19 protein-coding genes and 1 tRNA gene are annotated in these 22,748 nt (G+C 39.8%); 8 read left to right on the top strand and 12 right to left on the bottom strand.

Features of this window, described 5'->3' with window-relative positions; all coding sequences use genetic code 11:
• Positions 1-73 precede the first annotated feature (73 nt).
• Positions 74-1,093: an FAD-binding oxidoreductase gene (locus QQK09_RS10265; protein ID WP_284204042.1), complete on the top strand. Its 1,020-nt coding sequence runs from the start codon at positions 74-76 to the stop codon at positions 1,091-1,093.
• A 218-nt stretch (positions 1,094-1,311) separates the two neighbouring features.
• Here the strand turns inward: QQK09_RS10265 and purD are convergent, their stop codons facing one another.
• The 4 genes from purD to nudC form a co-directional block, all read right to left on the bottom strand.
• Positions 1,312-2,601, bottom strand: a complete 1,290-nt coding sequence (gene purD, locus QQK09_RS10260) for a phosphoribosylamine--glycine ligase (RefSeq protein WP_284204041.1) — start codon at positions 2,599-2,601, stop codon at positions 1,312-1,314.
• 419 nt (positions 2,602-3,020) lie between these two features.
• Positions 3,021-4,613 (bottom strand): bifunctional phosphoribosylaminoimidazolecarboxamide formyltransferase/IMP cyclohydrolase, encoded by a 1,593-nt coding sequence (purH, locus tag QQK09_RS10255; RefSeq protein ID WP_284204040.1) that lies wholly within the window; start codon positions 4,611-4,613, stop codon positions 3,021-3,023.
• Between the two features lie 280 nt (positions 4,614-4,893).
• Positions 4,894-5,958: a uroporphyrinogen decarboxylase gene (gene hemE / locus QQK09_RS10250; protein ID WP_284204039.1), complete on the bottom strand. Its 1,065-nt coding sequence runs from the start codon at positions 5,956-5,958 to the stop codon at positions 4,894-4,896.
• 72 nt (positions 5,959-6,030) lie between these two features.
• A complete protein-coding gene (gene nudC, locus QQK09_RS10245) occupies positions 6,031-6,822 on the bottom strand; it encodes an NAD(+) diphosphatase (protein WP_284204038.1) in 792 nt (263 codons plus the stop codon).
• 143 nt (positions 6,823-6,965) lie between these two features.
• Here nudC and rsd point away from each other — a divergent pair, with 143 nt between their 5' ends.
• Positions 6,966-7,439 carry a sigma D regulator gene (rsd, locus tag QQK09_RS10240; protein WP_284204037.1) on the top strand — a complete coding sequence of 158 codons (474 nt, stop codon included), beginning with the start codon at positions 6,966-6,968 and terminating at the stop codon, positions 7,437-7,439.
• A gap of 98 nt (positions 7,440-7,537) precedes the next feature.
• Here the strand turns inward: rsd and QQK09_RS10235 are convergent, their stop codons facing one another.
• Positions 7,538-7,882 (bottom strand): DUF3802 family protein, encoded by a 345-nt coding sequence (locus tag QQK09_RS10235; RefSeq protein WP_284204036.1) that lies wholly within the window; start codon positions 7,880-7,882, stop codon positions 7,538-7,540.
• Positions 7,883-7,906: 24 nt separating this feature from the next.
• A complete protein-coding gene (locus QQK09_RS10230) occupies positions 7,907-9,235 on the bottom strand; it encodes a peptidoglycan DD-metalloendopeptidase family protein (RefSeq protein ID WP_284204035.1) in 1,329 nt (442 codons plus the stop codon).
• Between the two features lie 310 nt (positions 9,236-9,545).
• On the opposite strand from QQK09_RS10230, the gene metK reads away from it, so the two are divergent.
• Complete coding sequence (metK, locus tag QQK09_RS10225; protein ID WP_284204034.1) at positions 9,546-10,694, top strand: methionine adenosyltransferase; 1,149 nt, start codon at positions 9,546-9,548, stop codon at positions 10,692-10,694.
• A 61-nt stretch (positions 10,695-10,755) separates the two neighbouring features.
• Positions 10,756-11,247, top strand: coding sequence for a SprT family zinc-dependent metalloprotease (locus tag QQK09_RS10220; protein WP_284204033.1), 492 nt, complete (start codon positions 10,756-10,758; stop codon positions 11,245-11,247).
• A gap of 549 nt (positions 11,248-11,796) precedes the next feature.
• Here the strand turns inward: QQK09_RS10220 and QQK09_RS10215 are convergent.
• From QQK09_RS10215 to QQK09_RS10205, 3 genes are all read right to left on the bottom strand, one after another.
• Positions 11,797-12,540: a TrmH family RNA methyltransferase gene (locus tag QQK09_RS10215; RefSeq protein ID WP_284204032.1), complete on the bottom strand. Its 744-nt coding sequence runs from the start codon at positions 12,538-12,540 to the stop codon at positions 11,797-11,799.
• 95 nt (positions 12,541-12,635) lie between these two features.
• A complete protein-coding gene (rimI, locus tag QQK09_RS10210) occupies positions 12,636-13,106 on the bottom strand; it encodes a ribosomal protein S18-alanine N-acetyltransferase (protein ID WP_284204031.1) in 471 nt (156 codons plus the stop codon).
• On the bottom strand, positions 13,096-13,482 hold the full coding sequence (locus QQK09_RS10205) for a DNA polymerase III subunit psi (protein WP_284204030.1): 387 nt from the start codon (positions 13,480-13,482) through the stop codon (positions 13,096-13,098). Before QQK09_RS10205 ends, rimI begins: the two co-directional genes overlap by 11 nt.
• Positions 13,483-13,818: 336 nt before the next feature.
• On the opposite strand from QQK09_RS10205, the gene QQK09_RS10200 reads away from it, so the two are divergent.
• On the top strand, positions 13,819-14,253 hold the full coding sequence (locus QQK09_RS10200) for a dCMP deaminase family protein (protein ID WP_284204029.1): 435 nt from the start codon (positions 13,819-13,821) through the stop codon (positions 14,251-14,253).
• Positions 14,254-14,432: 179 nt separating this feature from the next.
• On the opposite strand, the gene QQK09_RS10195 is transcribed toward QQK09_RS10200, so the two are convergent.
• Both QQK09_RS10195 and QQK09_RS10190 read right to left on the bottom strand, forming a co-directional pair.
• Complete coding sequence (locus QQK09_RS10195) at positions 14,433-16,232, bottom strand: methyl-accepting chemotaxis protein (RefSeq protein WP_284204028.1); 1,800 nt, start codon at positions 16,230-16,232, stop codon at positions 14,433-14,435.
• A gap of 634 nt (positions 16,233-16,866) precedes the next feature.
• The gene (locus QQK09_RS10190) at positions 16,867-17,610 is read right to left on the bottom strand and encodes a substrate-binding periplasmic protein (RefSeq protein ID WP_284204027.1); all 744 of its coding nucleotides are present in this window, start codon (positions 17,608-17,610) and stop codon (positions 16,867-16,869) included.
• Positions 17,611-18,476: 866 nt separating this feature from the next.
• On the opposite strand from QQK09_RS10190, the gene QQK09_RS10185 reads away from it, so the two are divergent.
• Together QQK09_RS10185 and QQK09_RS10180 are read left to right on the top strand one after the other, a co-directional pair.
• On the top strand, positions 18,477-19,166 hold the full coding sequence (locus QQK09_RS10185; protein WP_284204026.1) for a Crp/Fnr family transcriptional regulator: 690 nt from the start codon (positions 18,477-18,479) through the stop codon (positions 19,164-19,166).
• Positions 19,167-19,415: 249 nt separating this feature from the next.
• Positions 19,416-20,750, top strand: a complete 1,335-nt coding sequence (locus QQK09_RS10180; RefSeq protein WP_284204025.1) for a metal-dependent hydrolase family protein — start codon at positions 19,416-19,418, stop codon at positions 20,748-20,750.
• Between the two features lie 451 nt (positions 20,751-21,201).
• On the opposite strand, the gene QQK09_RS10175 is transcribed toward QQK09_RS10180, so the two are convergent.
• Positions 21,202-21,277, bottom strand: a tRNA-Trp gene (locus QQK09_RS10175).
• 283 nt (positions 21,278-21,560) lie between these two features.
• Between QQK09_RS10175 and QQK09_RS10170 the strand changes: the two genes are divergently transcribed.
• Positions 21,561-22,685: a phosphoserine transaminase gene (locus QQK09_RS10170; protein WP_284204123.1), complete on the top strand. Its 1,125-nt coding sequence runs from the start codon at positions 21,561-21,563 to the stop codon at positions 22,683-22,685.
• Positions 22,686-22,748 lie beyond the last annotated feature (63 nt).

The raw sequence follows: 22,748 nt of genomic DNA, 5'->3' as shown, positions 1-22,748 counted from the left end.
GCCATTAAACACTAAAAAGGTGAAACTTCGGTTTCACCTTTTTTTTAGCCTCACTTTTACTCAAGAGAAACGCATGACAACGACTGAAAACCAATTTGAACGCCTACGCTGCATTAAACGTGTTGATGAAACCAGTGATGCAAGTACTTTTGAATTTGAACATCTAGACCAACGTCCTTTTAATTTTCAAGCAGGTCAATTTTTAACTTTTGAAATTAATCATTACAATAATCTATTATATCGCGCCTACTCGATCTGCTCATCACCAGCAAAACCTAATAGTGTGACAGTAGCTATTAAACGAGTTCCAGGTGGAAAGATATCTAATTACCTGATTGATAACTTACAAGCTGGTCATGCGCTTCCTGCAATGGCACCAGCGGGTAAATTTACCCGTGAAGAAAATAAAACTACCAACAATCTACTGTTAATGAGCGCGGGCAGTGGCATTACACCATGTCTGGCGATTGCACGTGATATTCTTGATACCGAGCAAGCAATTAACATCCACTTTATCCATAGCGCTCGTCGCAGTGACGATGTGATTATGCTGTCGCTATTAAACGAACTTGCTGATAAACATAAAAACTTCCGCCTAACGATGATTTTAGAAACGACAGATAATGCGACTGATTTTCATGGCCGTTTGGACAAAACAATGTTCGCTGAATTGGTAGCAAGTGTTAGCGAGCAGACAATCTTCATTTGTGGACCTTCTTTGTACATGAAATCAGTTGAAGAGATTGTCTCTGCAACTGATTTTGATATGGACTATTTCCATAAAGAAAGTTTTGTAGCCGAAGCGAAAACTGGCGAGACAGTCTTCTCTGATATCACCCATGAGATTAGCGTACCAGCTATTGATAAAGCCTTTATTGCCAATGATCAGCAAACGTTACTAGATGCACTGCATGGCGCAGGTATTAAAGTACCTTATTCGTGCAAATCAGGCGTCTGTGGGGCGTGTAAGTGTAAAGTCTCTGGCAATGTAGTCAGTACGAGTCAAGAGACGCTGACAGCGGAGCAGATTGAGTTAGGGTATGTATTGAGTTGTAGTACTAAAGCGAATTCAGATTTAGTGGTTGAGATATAGCTACGAGTAACGAACTTCGAGTGGCGAATCACGAAATTCGAGTGGCGAGTCACGAACTTTGAGTGGCGAGTAGCGAACTTCGTAGCTCGTAGCTCGTAGCTCGAGACTTTAAGCTTCACAGCAAAGATCAAAAAAGCCGATGCCCTATATAAATAGATGCATCGGCTTTTTAGTGTATGTCCCTAGCTAATAACTAACAGCTAACGACTAACAACTTTCTATGATTTTTCAGCTTCACGCGCAATCGCACGGTAAGCGATATCGTTACGATGGAACATGCCATCCCAACTAATCTGTTTAGTCAGCTCATAAGCTTTCTGCTGCGCTTCAGTTACAGTATTACCAAGTGCTGTTGCACACAGTACACGGCCACCGTTTGTAACTACTTCGCCATCAACTTCTGTTGTGCCCGCATGGAAAACTTTAAGACCTTCAGATTCTGCTGGAATACCAGAAATCACTAAGCCTTTTTTGTAATCAGCAGGGTAACCGCCAGCGGCTAATACAACACCAATTGCAGCACGAGAATCAAATTCAGCAACCATGCCGTTAAGTTCACCGTTAACACCAGCAAGACATAAAGTAACAATGTCAGACTTCATACGTAACATGATCGGCTGTGTTTCAGGATCACCAAAACGACAGTTATATTCAATGACTTTAGGTGTTCCATCGGCCATGATCATTAGACCCGCGTAAAGGAAACCAGTGTAAGTATTACCTTCACTTGCCATGCCTTCAACGGTAGGTTTAATCACCAAGTCCATAATACGGTCATGCATTTCAGGTGTTACTACTGGTGCAGGAGAATATGCGCCCATGCCACCTGTGTTAGGACCTGTATCGCCATCACCTACACGTTTATGATCTTGGCTTGTTGCCATCGGTACAATGTTTTCACCATCTACCATCACGATAAATGAAGCTTCTTCACCATCTAAGAACTCTTCAATGACAACACGGTGGCCCGCTTCGCCAAATGCATTACCGGCAAGCATATCTTGAATCGCATCTTCAGCTTCTTGAAGCGTCATCGCAACAATTACGCCTTTACCCGCAGCAAGGCCATCAGCTTTGATTACGATTGGTGCGCCTTTTTCACGGACATAAGCCAATGCAGGCTCTACTTCAGTGAAATTTTGGTACCAAGCGCTTGGGATATCATGACGTGCTAAGAAGTCTTTAGTGAATGCTTTAGAGCCTTCTAACTGTGCAGCGCCCTTAGTTGGACCGAAACAAGCAAGACCTGCTTCTTGGAATGCATCAACCACACCAATTACTAGCGGAGCTTCAGGGCCAACAATGGTTAGCTCAACGTTGTTTTCTTTTGCAAAAGCAACCAATGCATCGATATCTTCAACACCGATATTTACATTCGAGACTTTAGCTTCAAGTGCGCTACCTGCATTACCCGGTGCAACAAAGATATTTTTAACTTGTTCATTCTGAGCCACTTTCCATGCTAGAGCATGCTCACGACCGCCATTACCAATAATCAGTACATTCATTCTGTTTTCCTCACGTGAACCAGACCGTCGCCATTTAGCACTATTTCATCGTCAAAAGTGCGCATTTAAAGGACTAAACTGCGCGCTTTTTCCTTGAACTAACGCTAAATAGCTTAGCTCTGACTCACTGCAATTCTTTAATAAAAATTTAAAAGGTTTATCTCTTTTACTAAGTGATTTCATTTTAAATTAAGGTAAAAGGTTAATTGTATTTTTACTAAGTGGTTTAGTCTGAAACCAAGGTGAAAACGCGGAGCTTGCTACTGCAAATGAGCGGTTTTCACCTTAAAATTACAATTAGATTAATCGTTTTTTTGCTAAGTGATTTCGTCCGAAATCAAGGCAAAAGCGCGGAGCTTGCTACTGCAAGTGAGCACTTTTAACGCCGAGTTCGAACTAAAGCACGACGCAAAAAATGATTAATGGCGGAAGTGACGCATTCCCGTGAACACCATTGCCATGTTATGTTCGTCTGCTGCTGCGATAACTTCATCATCACGCATTGAACCACCTGGCTGAATCACACAACTAATGCCAGCTTCTGCTGCTGCATCAATACCGTCACGGAATGGGAAGAACGCATCCGATGACATTACTGAACCTTCAACCACTAGGTTTTCATCAGCAGCTTTAATACCTGCGATTTTAGCACTGTAAACACGGCTCATTTGACCTGCGCCAACACCTACAGTTGCACTGTTTTTAACGTAAACAATTGCGTTTGATTTAACAAATTTAGCTACTTTCCAGCTAAATAGTAGATCTGCAAATTCAGCTTCAGTAGGTTGACGTTTAGAAACGACTTTAAGATCTTCAAGTCCAACCATACCTTGGTCGCGATCCTGTACTAATAAACCACCGTTAACACGTTTAATGTCAAACTCAGTCGTTTTATCAGCCCATTCGCCACACTCTAATAAACGTAGGTTTTTCTTAGCCGCTACAATTTGTGCCGCTTCTGCGCTTACTGATGGTGCGATGATCACTTCAACGAATTGACGAGAAACAATCGCTTCAGCAGTATCTGCATCTAACTCACGGTTAAAGGCGATGATGCCACCAAATGCTGATGTAGGGTCTGTTTTGTAAGCACCTTCGTAGGCATCAAGAATGTTACCTGCAACGGCAACACCACATGGATTTGCGTGCTTAACAATCACACATGCTGGTTCGCTGAACTCTTTAACACACTCAAGCGCTGCATCAGTATCTGCAATGTTATTGTAAGAAAGAGCTTTACCTTGAAGCTGAGTCGCTGTTGCAACTGACGCTTCTTGTACTTCATTTTCAACATAAAAAGCAGCAGATTGGTGAGAGTTTTCACCGTAACGCATATCTTGCTTTTTCTGGAATTGCATGTTGAATGTGCGTGGGAATTGAGATTCCTCATCACCCTCTTTGTTTTCGCCGTAGCTAGGTACTTTTGTACCGAAGTAATTAGCAATCATACCGTCGTATTGTGCTGTATGCTCAAAAGCAGCAATCGCTAAATCGAAACGAGTTTGGTAAGTTAAACCACCTTGATTATCATTCATCTCCGTTAAGATGCGTGAGTAATCAGAAGCATTAACGACAATCGTTACGTCTTTATGATTTTTCGCAGCAGAGCGAACCATCGTTGGACCACCGATATCGATATTTTCAATTGCATCTTCAAGCTTACAATCTGGGTTAGCAACCGTTGCAGCAAATGGATATAGGTTTACAACAACCATATCAATTGCTTGGATATCATTTGCTGACATAATATCTTCGTCAACACCGCGGCGAGCAAGAATGCCACCATGAATTTTCGGGTGGAGTGTTTTAACACGGCCATCCATCATCTCAGGAAAACCTGTGTAATCTGAAACTTCAGTAACATTAATGCCATTATCAGCAAGTAGTTTACAAGTTCCGCCTGTAGACAGAATTTCAACTCCTTTTTCCGCTAATTCACGTGCAAATTCAACAATACCTGCTTTGTCAGAAACACTTAATAGTGCTCTTTTGATCGGTCGGCTAGTTTCCATTTTCTTACTCATTCCTCGGTTAAATTAATCATCAGTCATAGTTCAAAGTGAGCTATTTCCGCTGGTGAAGATCTAGTGGCGCTATTCTACCCGAAAACAATGTTAATTTGAGCTATTTATTTTTAAATGACGCAGTGTTCAATACAGGAACCAGCTAAAAAAAGTTAAATAAATCAATAATAACAACAACAAAGGAACGTATTCACATTTTACTTGAGACATAAAAAAACCATGCATGTGCATGGTTTTTATTTACTCAAAGAATGATCAAAGTGAGTAGTTACTTATGGTAAGGGACACTCAATTCATGTACTGCATCAACAAATACTTTCGCATTTTCAGGTGGTACATCTAAGTGGATACCATGCCCTAGGTTAAACACATGACCATTACCAGGACCAAAGCTCTCAAGGATAGTAGAGACTTCCTGGCGAATACGCTCTGGCGATGCGTATAACATCGATGGATCCATGTTGCCTTGTAATGCAACACGGGAACCTACACGTGCTTTAGCGGTCGCCATATCAATAGTCCAATCTAAGCCAATTGCATCACAGCCAGTATCTGCAATTTGTTCGATCCATTGACCACCATTTTTGGTGAATAGAGTAACTGGGATTTTTTGACCATCATAACTGCGGGTTAAACCATCCACAATTTTTGCCATATATTGTAATGAGAAGTCTTTATAATCGCGTGGCGATAAAATACCACCCCAGGTATCAAATACCATCACAGATTGCGCGCCAGCTGCGATTTGTGCATTCAAGTAACTAATGACAGAATCAGCTAACTTGTCTAATAGTGCGTGTAAAATCTGAGGGTCAGCAAAGGCCATTTTTTTAATTTTAGTGAAAAACTTTGAACCGCTACCTTCAACCATATAAGTTGCTAATGTCCAAGGACTGCCTGAAAAACCAATTAATGGCACTTCACCTTTAAGATCACGACGAATAGTACGTACCGCATTCATCACATACTGCAATTCACCTTCAGGATCAGGCATGATTAAGTTATCAACGTCTTTTTTACAGCTAATTGGGCGTTCAAACTTAGGACCCTCACCCTCTGAAAAGTAAAGCCCTAGTCCCATCGCATCAGGAATAGTTAAAATATCAGAGAAAAGAATAGCGGCATCAAGATCAAAACGACGCAATGGCTGAAGCGTCACTTCACAGGCAAGGTCTGCATTGCGGCATAGCGACATAAAATCACCCGCTTGAGCGCGTGTTGCTTTATATTCAGGTAGGTAGCGTCCAGCTTGGCGCATCATCCATACAGGTGTTTTATCGACATCTTGCTTTAATAAGGCGCGAATATATCGATCATTTTTTAATTCTGTCATGCTCTATCCTGTTGCTTTTTAAAATTATGTTGCGCGTATGCTATCATTTTTAACAATCATTTTAATCATTTTCTAGCGACAGTTAGCGATCTGACAATTAATTAATTTTCTGGCTACCGTGCCTTCATTTGGTAGGTTTGGCAGATCATCAATATCATACCAAGCAGCACTGGTTAACTCTCTTGGATCGATCTTTATCTCACCCGATTGATAGTCTGCAATGTAGCCCATCATTAGCGAGTGCGGGAAAGGCCAAGGTTGACTGGTCACATACTCAATATTTTTAATCTTGAGGCCAACCTCTTCAAAAACTTCTCGTTCAACGCATTGCTCCAGTGTTTCACCCGCTTCAGTAAAGCCAGCTAGGGTGGTATATATCTCTAAGCCATCTTTTTGATGACGACGGTGCAATGCTAATAAAATTTGCTTATCTTTACGTACCGCAACAATCATGCACGGTGAAACACGCGGGTAACAGCGATGTTGGCAGTGATAGCACTTCATCGCCACCTCCCATTCTATCGCTTGCATTTCATTCCCACATTGACCGCAATATTGATGTGTTTGATAAAAATTAACTAGCTGGAATGCACGCCCAGCAAGATCAAATAGACGATCATCAACCTTGCCTAATAAGCTACGCAAGTCGCTATATTCACCAAAACCAATATCAAGCTGTTGATCTAATTGCACTAAATAACAAGGGCTTGATTGGTATTCACCAATTTTAATTTTTTCAGTGACCAAGGACTCTGCCAAAGGCAAATCTTCTAAATTACCGTAGGGCACAAAATCCCCTAGCGGTTGAAGTAATATTTGCCCCTGAGCAACAATAAACCACCAACAGTTTTTTTCAGTATTCATTTTTCCCTTCCAATAATCCTTAATCACTTCACAGTTATACATGAAGATAAGCGTTAAACTCAAATTCAAGTTGACGATAGTAGTAATATTCTTTAGTTTTGATAAATTAATGACCCTAAAATAATAATAATGAAGGAAGTGCGATGCTAACCAAATTAGAACAAGCAAAAGAGGAATGGGGCGGAACATTATCCATTATTGATGATTGGCTTGAAGCACGCCAAGAGTGTGTGGTTTTGTATTGCCAATTAGCAGGATTACCGCCTTACCAAAATTCAGTACGCAGCCTGCCTGAACAAAAAAAGATAACGCAGTTCTGTGAACTATTACTTGATTACGCTTCAAGAGGACATTTTGAAGTCTATGAGCAGATCATTGCACAGTGTAAACTGGATGGTGAAGAGAACTTAAAGATAGCCCAAGAGCTATACTCGCGCATCACTAAAACAACCGATACTGCACTTAACTTTAATGATAAATATGCAGAAAACGCGAGCGAACAAGCACTGCTTAATTTTGATAAAGATCTATCGGAATTAGGACAGATTATGGAAAGTCGTTTTGAGCGTGAAGATCAATTACTTGAAGTAGTACATCTACATCATACCCTTGCTTAACCAAGTTAAGTGGTAGGGAACCTATTCTGACCGAATCATTAATTGGTTAGAATAGGTTATTAACGCTAAATATTAACCAACAGCATTAGCTATTAGCATTAACTATGTATAGAAGCTTGTGAATCTAGACTGTTTTTAAGCAGTAAAAAATACTCATTAATAAACTCTGCTTGTGCCGCAGTGGCAGGTTTCTCCCAAAAACGACCTAATATTTGCTCAATATCCTCAACTAACTTATCTCCCTCAGCCATTACCTGTAAACGCGTTTTATGACTTAGGTGTCGTTGTTGCTGAAAAAAAGTAAGCAGCATACCAGCGACTTGATCAGAAACAATATCTGCAATAAGGTCCCCTGCTGCAGCGTCATTAACGCCTTCGAAGAGTGCCAGATTGTCGGCAAAATACCCGATACAAGCATGATATGCTTCACTATTAAGTAACATTAATAAACTCCTTTAATCCGCTAACTAAATTTCATTCATCTCTTTTAAGAAGTTATCACGGCGTGTATTAAACGCTTTTTTATTCTTTTGCGAAATCTCTGCTGAAAGTGGTAAATTAACCTTCATTGGGTTCACCGGCTTACCATAAATATGGAACTCATAATGTAGATGCGGACCAGTTGAGCGCCCAGTGTTCCCTGATTTACCAATTAATTTACCCATTTTGATACGCTGACCTTTACGCACGTATAACTTACTTAAATGTAAGTAACGGGTCGTGTATTTTCGGCCATGTTTAATAACGATGTAGTTACCGGCAGCAGGGTGATAACCGGCGAATTGCACCACACCATCACCAATTGAATAGACTTTATGACCGACACCAACAGCAAAGTCAGTACCGTTATGTGGGCGTACTCTTTTAGTAATTGGGTGTAAACGTTTAGGGTTAAATGAAGAACTGATTCGATAGCGACCATCTAATGGGGAGCGGCGGTAAGCTTTGCCTAACCCTTTACCGTCTGCGTCAAAATAGCGTCCGTCTTCGTTTAAGAAAGCACTATAAGTTTGTCGGTTATTTTTAATTAATACCGCTAAGACTTCACTATCATATGTGTATTGACCATCGATATATTGTTTTGCAACTAACACTTGGAAAGTATCGCCGACACGAAGTTGACGATTAAAATCAAACTTTTCTTGTAATGCCCCTGATATTTGCTGAATCTGTCCGTCTGAAAGCCCTGCAGCTTTGGCATTGACGTAAAAACTACCAGTGACAGTGCCTTGATAATAACTATTTCGCCACTCACCTTTTTCTGTTTGCAGCAGCGCAATATAACTACCATCTTTTAAAACGAAAGACAGAGTATTAGCAAAATCGACCTTTATTTTTAACGCTAACAACAAATTATCTGAATCTAATAAAACTTTTATTTCTTGCCCTGGAAGCAGATTCCCCAAACGTAGATGCGATGTATCTACTTCTTGTAGCTCGTGTAAAACGGCTGCTGAAATGCCCTCTTCTTGGAACAAATTACTGAGTGTATCGCCCTCTTTAATTGTCCACTTTATCTCTCGCTTACCACTGAAATCAAAACTTGAATCACCATATTGACCACGTTCAACCTCAATCGGTTCAGCCTTAGTGTAATTATCTATTGCGGTCGATTGAGTCGGTAACACGAGCTGGCGAGTAATTGGTTTCGTTTCTATGGACTGACTCGGTAAAAATGAAACGATCAATAAACACACAAACAATATAATCAGAGCAAAAAAATGTTTACGTGGCAAGCTGTTGATAAAGTGGATAAAAGCGCTTAGTAACACTTTAATACGGTTCAAAAAAGACATAATAAAACTCAAGCGATAATAACGAGGAAAAGGGCGAAGACGCAGTATATACCCGTTATCATTGAATATGCAAAAATCTACAATTCAGACGAGCCATTAAGCAGTAACTGAAAAATATTATTACCCGAGAAGATATACCTAGCGTCTTAATTTAAGAGCATTTTTTATCAAAATAGTTCACAAGATCTGTCAATGACTTAAATTAGCTTAAATAAATAGGCTAGCTTTCGTCACAAAAAAAGGTAAGATAGACGTCTAGATGTAAAAACATCCAAAAAAATTATTATGACACTATTATTTAGGAGCTCACATGTCACGTGACTTATTTACTTCAGAATCAGTTTCTGAAGGTCATCCAGATAAAATCGCCGATCAAATTTCTGATGCGGTACTTGATGCAATTTTAAAGCAAGATAAAAAAGCACGTGTTGCTTGTGAAACCTACGTCAAAACAGGCATGGTAATGGTTGGTGGTGAAATCACTACTGACGCTTGGGTTGATATCGAAGAGATCACACGTAAAACAGTACGTGACATTGGTTACACAAGTTCTGAAATGGGCTTTGATGCTGACTCATGTGCAGTATTAAACGTTGTTGGTAAACAGTCTCCTGATATTAATCAAGGTGTTGACCGTAAAGATCCTCGTGAACAAGGCGCTGGTGACCAAGGTTTAATGTTTGGTTACGCAACTAATGAAACTGAAGTTTTCATGCCTGCTCCTGTTACTTACGCACACCGTCTTGTTAAAAAACAAGCTGAAGTACGTAAGAGTGGCAAGCTAGACTGGTTACGTCCAGACGCAAAAAGCCAAGTAACATTTGCTTACGATAAAGGCGTGATTGTGGGTATTGATGCAGTTGTACTTTCAACGCAACATTCTGAAGATATTCAACAGAAAGATTTAGTTGAAGCGGTAATGGAAGAGATCATCAAGCCAGTATTACCTGCACACCTATTATCAGAACGCACTAAATTCCATATTAATCCAACTGGCCGTTTCGTTATCGGTGGTCCAGTAGGCGATTGTGGTCTAACTGGTCGTAAAATTATCGTTGATACTTACGGCGGTACAGCGCGTCACGGTGGCGGTGCATTCTCTGGTAAAGATCCATCAAAAGTTGACCGTAGTGCAGCATACGCAGCACGTTACGTTGCTAAAAACATCGTTGCAGCAGGTCTTGCTGATCGTTGTGAGATTCAAGTGTCATACGCAATTGGTGTTGCAGAGCCAACATCTATCAGCGTAGAAACATTTGGTACTGAAAAAGTAGCGAAAGATCTTATCGTTAGCTTAATCAGCAAGCACTTTGATTTACGCCCTTACGGTTTAATCGAGATGTTAGATCTTATTCAACCTATCTACCAAGCAACTGCAGCATACGGTCACTTTGGTCGTGAAGAGTTCCCTTGGGAATCTCTGAACAAAGTTGAAGATCTTAAAGCAGATGCATTCTAAATAAAGCTGATAGCGCGCCTTTCTTATAAGAACGAGTCGTGCGATGTGATGCTAAATTAAGATGAAACTGACAGATCAAGATAAAAAAGCACTCGAACTTCAAGGTGAAGATTTTTTCATTGAAGCCGAGTGCTTTTTTGATCGCGCTTTTCAGCGACCAGAGTACCTGTTTAATCAACGAGGTAAAGCGGCAGGCACGGCACATCTGCAACGTAATCTAATCAAAATAAATCCTGTTCTATTTATGAGTAACAAAGAGGAATTTTTTGAGCAGGTCATTCCACACGAAGTCGCACACTTAATCACCTTTCAGCTATACGGGAAAGTTCGCCCGCACGGCAAACAGTGGCAATATGTCATGGAAACCGTATTTAAGCGCCCTGCTTTAACCACCCACCAGCTCGATACAACAGATGTTGCGGGTAAACAGTTCACTTACCGTTGCTCATGCACAGTCCACCAGCTAACCATAAGACGCCACAATAAAGTACTAAAAGGCGATCGTTACCTGTGTAAGCACTGCCGTTCAAACTTAGTATTTGAAGGCGAATAACAGTTATTAGCTGTAAGTAATTAGTCGTTAGGTAGATCAAAAGATAGTTACAAATGAACCTGTAGGTTGGGTTTCAGCCCGTCAATATTTAGTAACCTACAAAACTAAACCAAGGTCGTGATTTATCGCGATATTGCACCGTAGGGCAAGGTTTGAGGCTGTTATCACTTTCTCGACGTTTATACCACACCAACAACTCGCACCAACTACGTTGATGTGTCGGCCTAAAGACCGACCTACATCGGTATAGCTTCACTAACTTGCTTAGATTATTCAAAAGATAGCTGCAAATGAACCTGTACGTTGGGGTTCAGCCCGTCAATATTTAGTAACCTACAAAACTAAACCAAGGTCGTGATTTATCGCGATATTACACCGTAGTGCAAGGTTTGAGGCTGTTATCACTTTCTCGACGTTTATAGCACACCAACAACTCGCACCAACTACGTTGATGTATCGGCCTAAAGACCGGCCTACATCGGTATAGCTTCAGGGTTCAGCCCGTCAATATTTAGAGCCCAATAAAGCGCCCCCCACAAGGCGAATCTCTTAACGCTTAAAGTTATCCAAAATAATACCCGTCGCCATTGCCACGTTTAACGATTCCGCTTGTCCAAAATTAGGAATCGTAATTTTATCTGAGACAAACGCTCCTACTTCAGCTGAAATGCCGTGTGACTCACTGCCCATCACTATAAACGCACTGCTTGATAGCTGTGTTTGATGGATATTTTTACCTTCTAAAAATGCACCATAAACAGGTTTAGCTTGTTTACCCAGATACTCCGTTAAGTCAGTATGAGAAACATTAACGCGTGCGAAGGATCCCATCGTTGCCGCAATCACTTTCGGATTATAAAAATCAGCACAATCAGGGCTACAAATAACATTTTTGATACCGTACCAATCAGCAACACGTAAGATAGTGCCTAGATTACCCGGATCACCGACCTGATCTAATACCAAAATCAGCTCATTTTCAGAAATCTCAGGCACAGAAAAATCCTGACACTCAACAATCGCTAATACGCTATTGTTTGAAACCAAAGTACCTGCTTTTTTAAGCTCATCTTCACTCGCTTCGGTGATTAAAGGAACCAAGTTATGCTGACTTAATAACGTACCGTTATTATTAATGTAACTTGCCGTTGCAAATATCTGTTTAATCGTAAAACCTGAGTTGAATAACTCTGATACGTTTTTTTCGCCCTGAACAATAAACAACCCGTTCTTTTTGCGCTGCTTTTTAGACTCAAGTGCTTTGATCAATTTTAATTGGTTTTTCGAGATCATTCTTTTTTCCTGAATTAGGATAAAACAAACAGCTGTTAGCTGTTAGCTGTTAGCTGTTAGCTGTTAGCTGTTAGCTCATAATATGGTATTGCCATTCAAAGATAGCAACACATTATCACCGCATCTTCGCGGCCATTGTCTGTTGGGTAATAGGCTTTGCGCACATCCACTTCTACAAAGCCCAGCTTTTGATAAAGATGGATCGCAGTTTCATTTGAAATACGTACCTCTAACCAAACTTCTTGCTGTTCAGTTTTGCGTGAGTAATCAAGCAAAAATTGTAATAGTTGTTGTCCAGCACCTTGGCCCTGATTTTCTAGCGCAACAGCTATGTTCATCAGCGTGACTTCTCCAGCAACTGCGCTAGCAACAAAATAACCGATAACCACATCATCACTCAGCAATACATGACTAAAGTAGCGTTGCCCAAAGTTGCTTAAAAATAACTTTTCAGACCACGGATGAGTATGAGCACTATTTTCTATCTCGGTAACCTGCTTTATATCAGCAAGTCCCATTGGTAGTATTTGTCGGTTTTTATTGTCACTGTTTTTATTACAAAGCACAGAACTCTTTCCATAGTTGTTTTTTAGCGAGAGGCTGTAAAGCAAGTTCAGCAATCGTAGGTGAGGTTAATAATGCATGACCCGGCTGTTTTATCTCTCCTAGAGTTGACCAGATTATCTCAGGTAACTCGCCCTGCTGATTTTCAAACTGCTCCATTGTGCAGCTACAAACTTCTGCTGGTTTTACATTAAATGCATTTAAAATTGCACTGGTTAAAGGGTGATTAAACTCACCTTCACCGCACACTAACAGCAACTTACATGCACTAAGGTCTAACATCGGAAAACCACTGCCATTAGTGAATAATGCAGGTTTACGTACCTGCCAGTGGGTTATTCCCATCTCTTGAAGATAGAGCGCTTTTTGATGCAACATAATAGACTCAGGGTTAAGTTTTTAAAGGTATTGTAAACAGCCGCTAATAATAGCATTGAATAAAAAAGATCAGAAAATAAAAGATCATGATCTGCCATTATCATTAAACAGAGATGTCACTCTGAAGTTCACAATAGCTAGCACGCTAAACAGAGAAAAAGCACAACGCAGGTGGCGATCATTTAAAGCAGAGTGTATGAACACTTTAATAATTTATCTTATTATAAAGCGCATCACTTAGTTAAAGTGAAGTATCTATTTCTATAATAAGATTTATCCTGTATTAATACGCTTATCTCTTTTTCTAACGATTAATATCAAATACTAAGGATAATTATGATCTCTAAATGGGCAGAACGATTTATTCAAATGGCAGAGTTAGTGGCTTCTTGGAGCAAAGACCCTTCAACGCAAGTCGGTGCGGTGATCACTGAACATAACCGGATTGTTTCACTTGGCTTTAATGGCTACCCACACGGTATATCTGATAGTGCAGCCACTGATAGTAGAGAGCTAAAATTACTTAAAACCCTGCATGCGGAAGAGAATGCGATTCTTTATGCTAAACGTGATTTAAGTGGCTGTGAGATTTGGGTAACCCATTTCCCATGTCCAAACTGTGCAGCAAAAATCATCCAAACCGGCATCAACGCGGTACATTGCCCAGAGCAAGATGAAGATTTTCTCGCACGCTGGGGGGATAAAGTCGCACTCAGTGAAACCATGTTTATCCAAGCAGGTGTGAGTGTTGAGTGGATCACGACTAAATAAGACCCAAAGTAGTTTTATTAACGCAAACATACAAAAACGGCAACCTAAAGGGTTGCCGTTTTTACTCTACATACTTGATCGCAGCGAAAGATAGTCATTCATAGCCCAGACTTATAAACCACGCGCAATAGTCAGCGTCACAGTACTTCACTATGCAGAATATCAACTACCCCTTGTTACTAAACGGTAAACTTGCTCACTTCATGAATTAAATCATTCGCTTGTTTTTCAAGTTCATAACTCATCTCTTCATTTTGCTCAGAAGCTTCTCCCGAATTCTCTGCCACATCACGGATAGAAACAAGGTGCCTGTTAACCTCAGCGGAAGCGATACTTTGCTGCTCAATTGCAGAAGCAATACTGGTGTTCATCTCCATGATGCCAACAATATCTTGGTTGATCTCTTCTAACATTTTTCCCGCTTGGTTCGCTTGAACAACACTTTCCTGCCCTTCATTTCGGCAATCTACCATTAGCGATACAATATTTTTAGTCCTGCCTTGTAAAGAACTAATAATATTTTCAATCTCTTTAGTGGAGTCTTGAGTACGACTAGCAAGCGTCCGCACCTCATCGGCAACAACTGCAAATCCCCTGCCCTGTTCACCCGCTCTAGCAGCTTCTATCGCGGCATTAAGCGCAAGTAGGTTAGTCTGCTCGGCAATGCCACGTATTACCTCTAATACACGGCCAATGGTATCGCTATCCTTAGCAAGGAGATCAACCACCCCTTCCGATTCCAGCAATTTTTGAGATAACAAGTTAATCTGGTTGATAGTGGTATCCACCCCTTGCTTACCGATTATCGCATTTTGGTTGGTCAACTCTGCTTTGTTAGCAGCATCGGTGGTATTACTCGCAATTTCCTCAATCGTCGTCGCCATTTCAGTCACTGCGGTTGCGACCATATCAGTTTCTTGCATCTGTGACTGCACACCAAGGCTTGCCTCATGAATATTGCCAGTCAAGGTAGTCGATGCATGGTTTACATTTTTTGCCGAGCCTTGAACAGAGATAATAAGACGACGGAAATTTGCAATCATTTCATTGAATGCGCCAGCCATTTCAGCCAATTCATCTTTACTTCGTGTCGACACTTGAATCGTTAAATCATTACTGTCTGCAATCGAAACGATGGAGTTTTTGATATAAGAGATAGCGCTCATAATGCTGCGTGCTGTAACCCAACCGATCACAATCGAGATAAGTAATGCAACTGCAAACAAGAGGTAAGTTATATTCTTGATTGATGACATATATTGCATCACCTCAGCGGTGGTTTTTGACATCAAAATATTAAGATTAGTTTTTAGAACCAATGCACTATCTTGCATATTCTTTTGTAGACCAGCATCTGCAGTTAACCCCATTATCTCTTGCTCTGCAGCAACCGCAATAAAGGCACTATGATAGGTCTCCAATACAACGCCTACCGCACTTTTATAAGCTTTAGGGAAATCACTATATTTCACATGATCAAGCATACGCTTATAAATAACGTTGAACTCATCAATATATTTACCATCATGAGTCGATAAGAAATCTTTTTCACTTTTACGAGCCTGTAATAGAATACTCAGTGCTTTATAGTCACGACTACCCACTCTGCGTTCTGCTGTACTAACAGCTTTGGTGAGTTCTCCATATAAAGCATCATTAGCATCTAAACCAATACGCTTCTGCGCGGCGACAAAGTGGCCAAAGTGCTGATGATAACTATCAAGCGCACTGGCAAGGTTATTGATCTCATCTAAGGGAATACCGATGTCATTAAGTTCATTTTTCACTTCACTCAGTGTGCCATTAAGTCTACTGATGCTTTCTTCAAATAACTCGACATCTTTTAATTGCTTATGGAACTGAAAGTTTTTTTCATAGACTTGCAACTGAATCATATCGGCTTCTATCTTTCCGATCTGTTTTGAAAGTGTCATATTATTTTGTAACACATCCGAAGAAAAGTTCAGTAATAGCAACATAACTAACATACTGATAATTGAAACACATGAATTTATAATTAATTTGTACTTTATTTTCATAATAATACTGACCTTAAAGATCTACCTAAGAAGCAGAATTATTTCTTAGGTTGAATGCAAGCTACCCAACTGTCATTTAAAAACAGCCACTAAAGATGTTTCAGTGGCTAATATAAAGCCTTAAAAACAAGCACTAATGGTAACTATCAAGCTGCATTCCCACAGCCTCCCCCCCCTCTAAAAGGGTTAACAAAACGTTAAAATGAGAGCTAAGATCACAATTGAAGCAAGGTTAGATGAATCATAAATTATGTTATAAAAATTAACCCAATAAAAACAACAACTTAAGGTTTAACTTTATTTTCATAAACAATAAAAATTAGGCGTGAAATACAAACGAGACAACCCTTCTACGCCGGAGTAGACGAAAAGAAATATTTTAACTTAAATATCAACAACTTAATCTCAATCTTCTTCTGTAGAGTATTATATTTAAAATGGGCAGGTAGGTTAAATGAAGATAAATCGCTCTAGTGAGGCGACATAAAAAGACATTTGCAGTATTATCACCATAATAAGCGATAAAATAGCGAAGCTATTTGACTATCTATCAAACAGAAAGAAAACAACACCATTAGTTTAGATCTTGAACCCCGTAACTCGCCATTATCTTCTGAACTTCTCCTCTATCGATCATGCCTTGCAACGCTTTTGAAATTTCAGCTTCTCTTGCTAAGAAAGGTGACTTCTTAGAAATAGCGAGATAAACAGGGTGAGCAACACGATATACATAATTAGCATGCTTAAATACACCTTGAAGATTTAGCTCACTAACTAAAACGTCGCCGGTAACACAAGCGATAACAACCGCATCAAGACGATCAGCTTGCAATAAGCGAAATAGGTATTCATCCGTGGTGGCATAGAGTTTATTAATGCGAGGGTCACTATCGAAAGGTTCAAAATAAGCGACTTTTTTCACAACCCCTACCGATATATCGTATAAGTCCTTAAAATGATATATCTCTTTTGAACTGTCTTTGTTTTGATAAAAACAGATATTTTTTTCGACACGATAAGCAGGCGTTATAAATTTCATATATTGCTCACGTTCAGCGGTTTTGAAAAGGCCTGTCATGACATCACTCTCACCGACTTCCATATGCTTTAAGCACCTCTTCCATCCGCATCCTTTAATAATAAGATCAAAGTCTAGATGAGTTGTTAAGCGTTTAAGAATATCCAATTCGATACCACTCAGTGTACCGTCAGCTTCAATAACTCGCCATGGCGGCCAATGTGCGTTTGCAGTCGTTATCTGTACCGCTTTAATTGGGCTAGAAAGTAGCAATAGGAAAACAATAATGAAAACTGGCAAAATATTCTCCAATTGATTAAGACTTTAGCCTGATACTAATCTGGATTAGTAATTGGTCAGAAGATTACGCAGGAAAATTCATTTATAACAAGAGGTCAATTGCAGTTAACTAATTATTCTAATTGCAAAATTGAGAACGAAGTTAAAAAGGTATTTATCCAGCAAGAATGATCAAGTATTTAGTTAGATTGGCATAACCACTGTACATGTATTTAACATTTGTAACTTACTGTAACATTCAACACCTATTTAACTAAAGAAAAATATGGAAGAATATAAAGTAGATCATAAGTTTAGCTGTTTTTACGATATCGACAGTTAGGCGCAAAATGGAATTATAAAGTAGGTGATAGGGGTATTAAAAAACGACAAGAAATATATCAATGAGTAAAAAAGCCTAGAAAAAAACAATCCTCTCTAGGCCGTGGGTAAACTTAGTATTATTGACTATAGTTGGGAGTCTCTTGTGATCATCTCACGATGTCTGCTGAGTTAAATGAGTTCCCCTTGTTCCGCTGCATTAACGATAAAAACAGGTTACATTGAACTCCTTGTGGTCAAAGCAAGGTAGATAATACCGACTCAAAAAAGGAAGACTGTTCTTTAAAGAACAAAAGCCTACGATTCATAAATTCTATCAATAACGAACTAAATCGACCTACCTCCAGTCAACGCCAAAGCAGATAAAAAAAGGTATAAATGCCCCCACAAGGATTCAATTTTTAACTCGCACTATCGAATCATTATTGAATGAATTTACGATTCGTCTTGTGATAATGGGTAAATGAAATAAAATCTAATACTGCTACCGTTCTTTTTACTGAGAAAATAGCCGCGACTCAATTCTTCATTTACAAAGGACTAATATGTCTACTTTAAATATTGATACTATACAGTGGCCCGGTCCTATCTCTGAGGGCTTAAAACAGCAACTTTTTGAGATAGCACAGCCTGGTAAAGGTTTACCTGATACTCAGAAAAAAACGGACTTTCCCGGTATTTATTACATAACAGCAGGTCTTGCTACGCTTTCTGTACAATCAGAAAACATGAACAATAGCTTAGGCTTTGTACTTGGCACTAATGATTGGGTTGGCGCGAATACGGTAGGAAAACTGTCAGATATATTCCTTCTTACCGTAGAGATAGAGCCAGTCGAATATCTTTTTTTATGCAGAAAAAAAGTAACCTTACTCGCAGAAAAAAACCTTGAAGTTTATAAATTTTTATTCCACTGTTTAAATAAAATGCAGCCTGTATTTTGGCAAGTTTCACTCACAGCACTGCATGATAAAGAGGCTAGAATTGTATATACGCTAGTGTCTCTCGCGCAAAAGAAAAAAATAATACAAGGGACAAAAGTTTCTATCAAAATAACACAAGAACAATTATGTGCAGTGACTGGTTTATCTCGACCTAGAATTAATGAAGTATTAAAAAAAATTGAAAAAGCCCACGAAATATCCATTGAGCGCGGCGTTATTCATATCCTCGATACTGATGCACTAGGAAAAAGGCTTAACCAATTAAATATGATGTTTAACGATCCAAGATAAGAGCATTAATATCTCCATCGCAACATATTCAATCCTTCATGCTTAACATACATATCCTTTCAGGCGCTATAACAGTAAATTTAGCTCGCTCTTATTTGGAATTTTTCATTTCATGAGCGCGACAAAATCGAAAACTTCTTAACCATATTACTCAATATGCTGTTCTATTACACTGGAAAAAACAGATACATGGATTACCCTAATAAGACGACTAAATTCCTTCATTTAAAAATAAAAGATGGTGAGTATATGTTAAAAAAATGGACTTCTGCGGTAATGCTAACCGCATTAACATTATTGATAAATAATGCGATTGCAACTGAACAACCACTGCACCGCTATCTGATCAAAAATGTAAATGTTTATGATGGTAGCGACAAACTGATACCAAACCAGGATGTACTTATTGAAGGCAACCTTATAAAACAAATATCTGACAATATTGCTGCTGAAAATGGAACAGACATAATTGAAGGAGGTAATAAAACATTGAGCCCAGGTTTTATAGCGGTTCATGAGCACATTATTGGCCAAATGTCTTTTGGCGACATATTTACCACCGATACAAGATTTGCTGCTTACGTAGCTTCTAGCACGGTGAATACCTACCTAATGAACGGTTATACCGCCTTAAGGGACGTTGCGGGGAATACTTTTTCTTTGAAAAAAGCAATCGATGAAGGTTATGTCACAGGACCGAGAATTTATCCATCAGGCCCAATGATTACACAAACATCAGGTCATGCAGACCACCGCCATGCTTCAGATGCCTCAAACGTTAATGGCAATGGCACATGGGATCCAATGGTAAGAAATGGCGACATGGTTGTTGCCGATGGGGTCCCTCAAGTACTTAAGGCAGCGAGAGAAAGTTTAAGACAAGGAGCGACACAAATTAAGATTGCAGTAGGAGGAGGCACAGGCTCTTACGCTGATCCGCTTGATGTCATCGAATTTACACCAGAAGAAATTAGAGCAGCAGTGAACGCGGCGAGTGATTGGGGCACCTATGTGCTCGCACATGTATATAACAGTGATGGTATTCGACGTGCGGTTGATAATGGCGTAAAAAGTATTGAGCATGCCAACCTTATTGATGAAGAAACACTGCGATACATGAAAGAAAAGGATATCTGGCTATCCCCTCAAGTCAGTGTCTATACCTTTATTCCTAAAGGTTACACTGAAGACCAAGCGAAAAAACATCGTGCAGCATACGCAGGGCTTGATAATTTATTCTCGACAGCTAAAAAAATAGGTTATAAAAAAATCGCATTTGGCTCTGACATCATTACTGACCCAGCTGCTATTGAGCGAATCAATGAGGAATTTGTACACCGTACTAAATGGTTTTCTAATGCAGAAATTATGCAACAAGCCACAGCAAATTCAGCAGCATTACTTGCTTTGTCAGGAAAGCGCAATCCATACCCGCATCCAATGGGGGTAATTAAAGTCGGTGCCTACGCGGATCTATTGATAATCGATGGTAACCCACTTGACGATATTTCAATTCTTACCAAACCAAAGGAAAACCTCAAAATGATCATGAAAGATGGGGTGATCTACAAAAATACGCTTTAGTGTTTTTACAGGGAGCTAAAAATGAAAAACCCTCAACAGTAAACTGTTGAGGGTTCATCTAATATGTGGCTAGGTCTCGAAGCGGAGCTTTCACTCCTAGCATTCGGATTTGAACCCTGCATTCAGGTTTGCAGCCAGCCAAATATTTTAAAAGGCGATAGAAACGAAAAAGCCCCAACGATTTCTCGTTGAGGCTTCATCTAAATGTGCTTAGGTGTCGGAGTGGAGTTTTTACTCCTAGCATGCAGGTTTGCAGCCAGCCAAATATTTTAAAAGACGCTAGAAACGAAAAAGGCTCAACAGTAAACTGTTGAGCCTTCATCTAAATGTGCTTAGGTGTCGGAGTGGAGTTTTTACTCCTAGCATGCAGGTTTGCAGCCAGCCAAAGATTTTAAAAGACGCTAGAAACGAAAAAGGCCCAACAGTAAACTGTTGAGCCTTCGTCTAAATATGGCAGGGGTGGAGAGATTCGAACTCCCAACATTCGGATTTGGAATCCGACGTTCTGCCGTTGGAACTACACCCCTGCAGACGCGGTGAATAATACCTCAGCTAGTGACAAAGTAAAGCCCCTTTAACACTAAAAAAGTTTAACTGCCTAGAAAAACGACAAAAAAAGCTTAACTGCTCAATAAAAGATCAGATTTAAGCTATCTAGGTATCTTTATACTCTTTATAAAGAACGATGTGTAATAAGTAATTGTAGGCGTTCGCTGATTTAAGCGGCTGCTTTTTAACTTTAATCATTTAATTATCTTCACTTGCCTGTATTATATTTCACCATTATCAACTATTAAAATGGATTTAATGATGAGCCTTGCCCAACCAACGATCAAACCAGCTAACCCTAACTTTTCATCAGGCCCCTGTGCAAAACGTCCCGGCTACGATATTAATCAACTGGATCTTTCAACTCTTGGGCGCTCACACCGTTCGAACGTAGGTAAAGATGCACTACAAAAGGTCATTACTGATACTGCAGAGCTACTTCAGCTACCAGAGGGATATCGCGTTGGTATCGTGCCAGCATCAGACACGGGTGCAATGGAGATGGTGATGTGGTCATTATTAGGCCCTCGCCCTGTTGATATCTGTTATTGGGAGTCATTTGGTCAAGGCTGGTTTACTGATATTACCAAACAGCTAAAACTAGAAAATGTTAATACACTTAAAGCAGATTACGGACAATTACCAGATTTAAGCCAGGTAAACCCAGATAACGATTGTATATTTACTTGGAATGGCACTACTTCTGGCGTTAAAGTCGAGGATGGTGACTTTATCTCAGACTCACGCTCTGGCCTGACAATTTGTGATGCAACTTCTGCTGTTTTTGCGATGCAAATGCCATGGGAAAAATTAGACGTAACGACGTTTAGCTGGCAAAAAGTATTGGGTGGTGAAGGTGGACATGGCGTTATTATTTTAAGCCCTCGTGCAGTAGAACGCTTAGAAAGTTACACACCAAGTTGGCCAATGCCAAAGATCTTCCGTTTAACCGCCGGTGGAAAATTAATTGAGGGCATCTTTAAAGGTGCAACGATTAATACTCCTTCGATGTTATGTGTTGCTGATTACCAAGATGCGTTGGACTGGATTAAATCGATCGGTGGCGTTGAAGCAAGCATTCAAAAATCACAGGATAACCTTGCTGTATTATCTCATTTTGTTGAACAAAATGAGTGGATTAGCTTTTTAGCAGAAAAACAGAGTACACGCTCTAATACTAGCGTTTGTTTATCTGTCGATTTAACTAGCGAGCAACTAAAACAGTTTATTAAATTACTTGGTGAACAACAGGTTGCCTTTGATATTGGCGCTTATAAAGATGCACCAAGTGGTCTGCGCATCTGGTGTGGCAGCACTGTTCAACAAAGCGACCTAGCAGCATTGATGCCTTGGTTAACATGGGCATACCAAAACGTAACAGCTTAAATATCAAGCATTATTGTTTAATGGGCCTACGTGATCCATTAAACAATTGCACACCAGATAAAA

The sequence above is a fragment of the Psychromonas marina genome, from assembly GCF_030161115.1.
Taxonomy (GTDB): Bacteria; Pseudomonadota; Gammaproteobacteria; order Enterobacterales; family Psychromonadaceae; genus Psychromonas; species Psychromonas marina.
The sequence above is the reverse complement of the archived record's forward strand: the minus strand, read 5'-3'. Positions and strand labels throughout refer to the sequence as shown.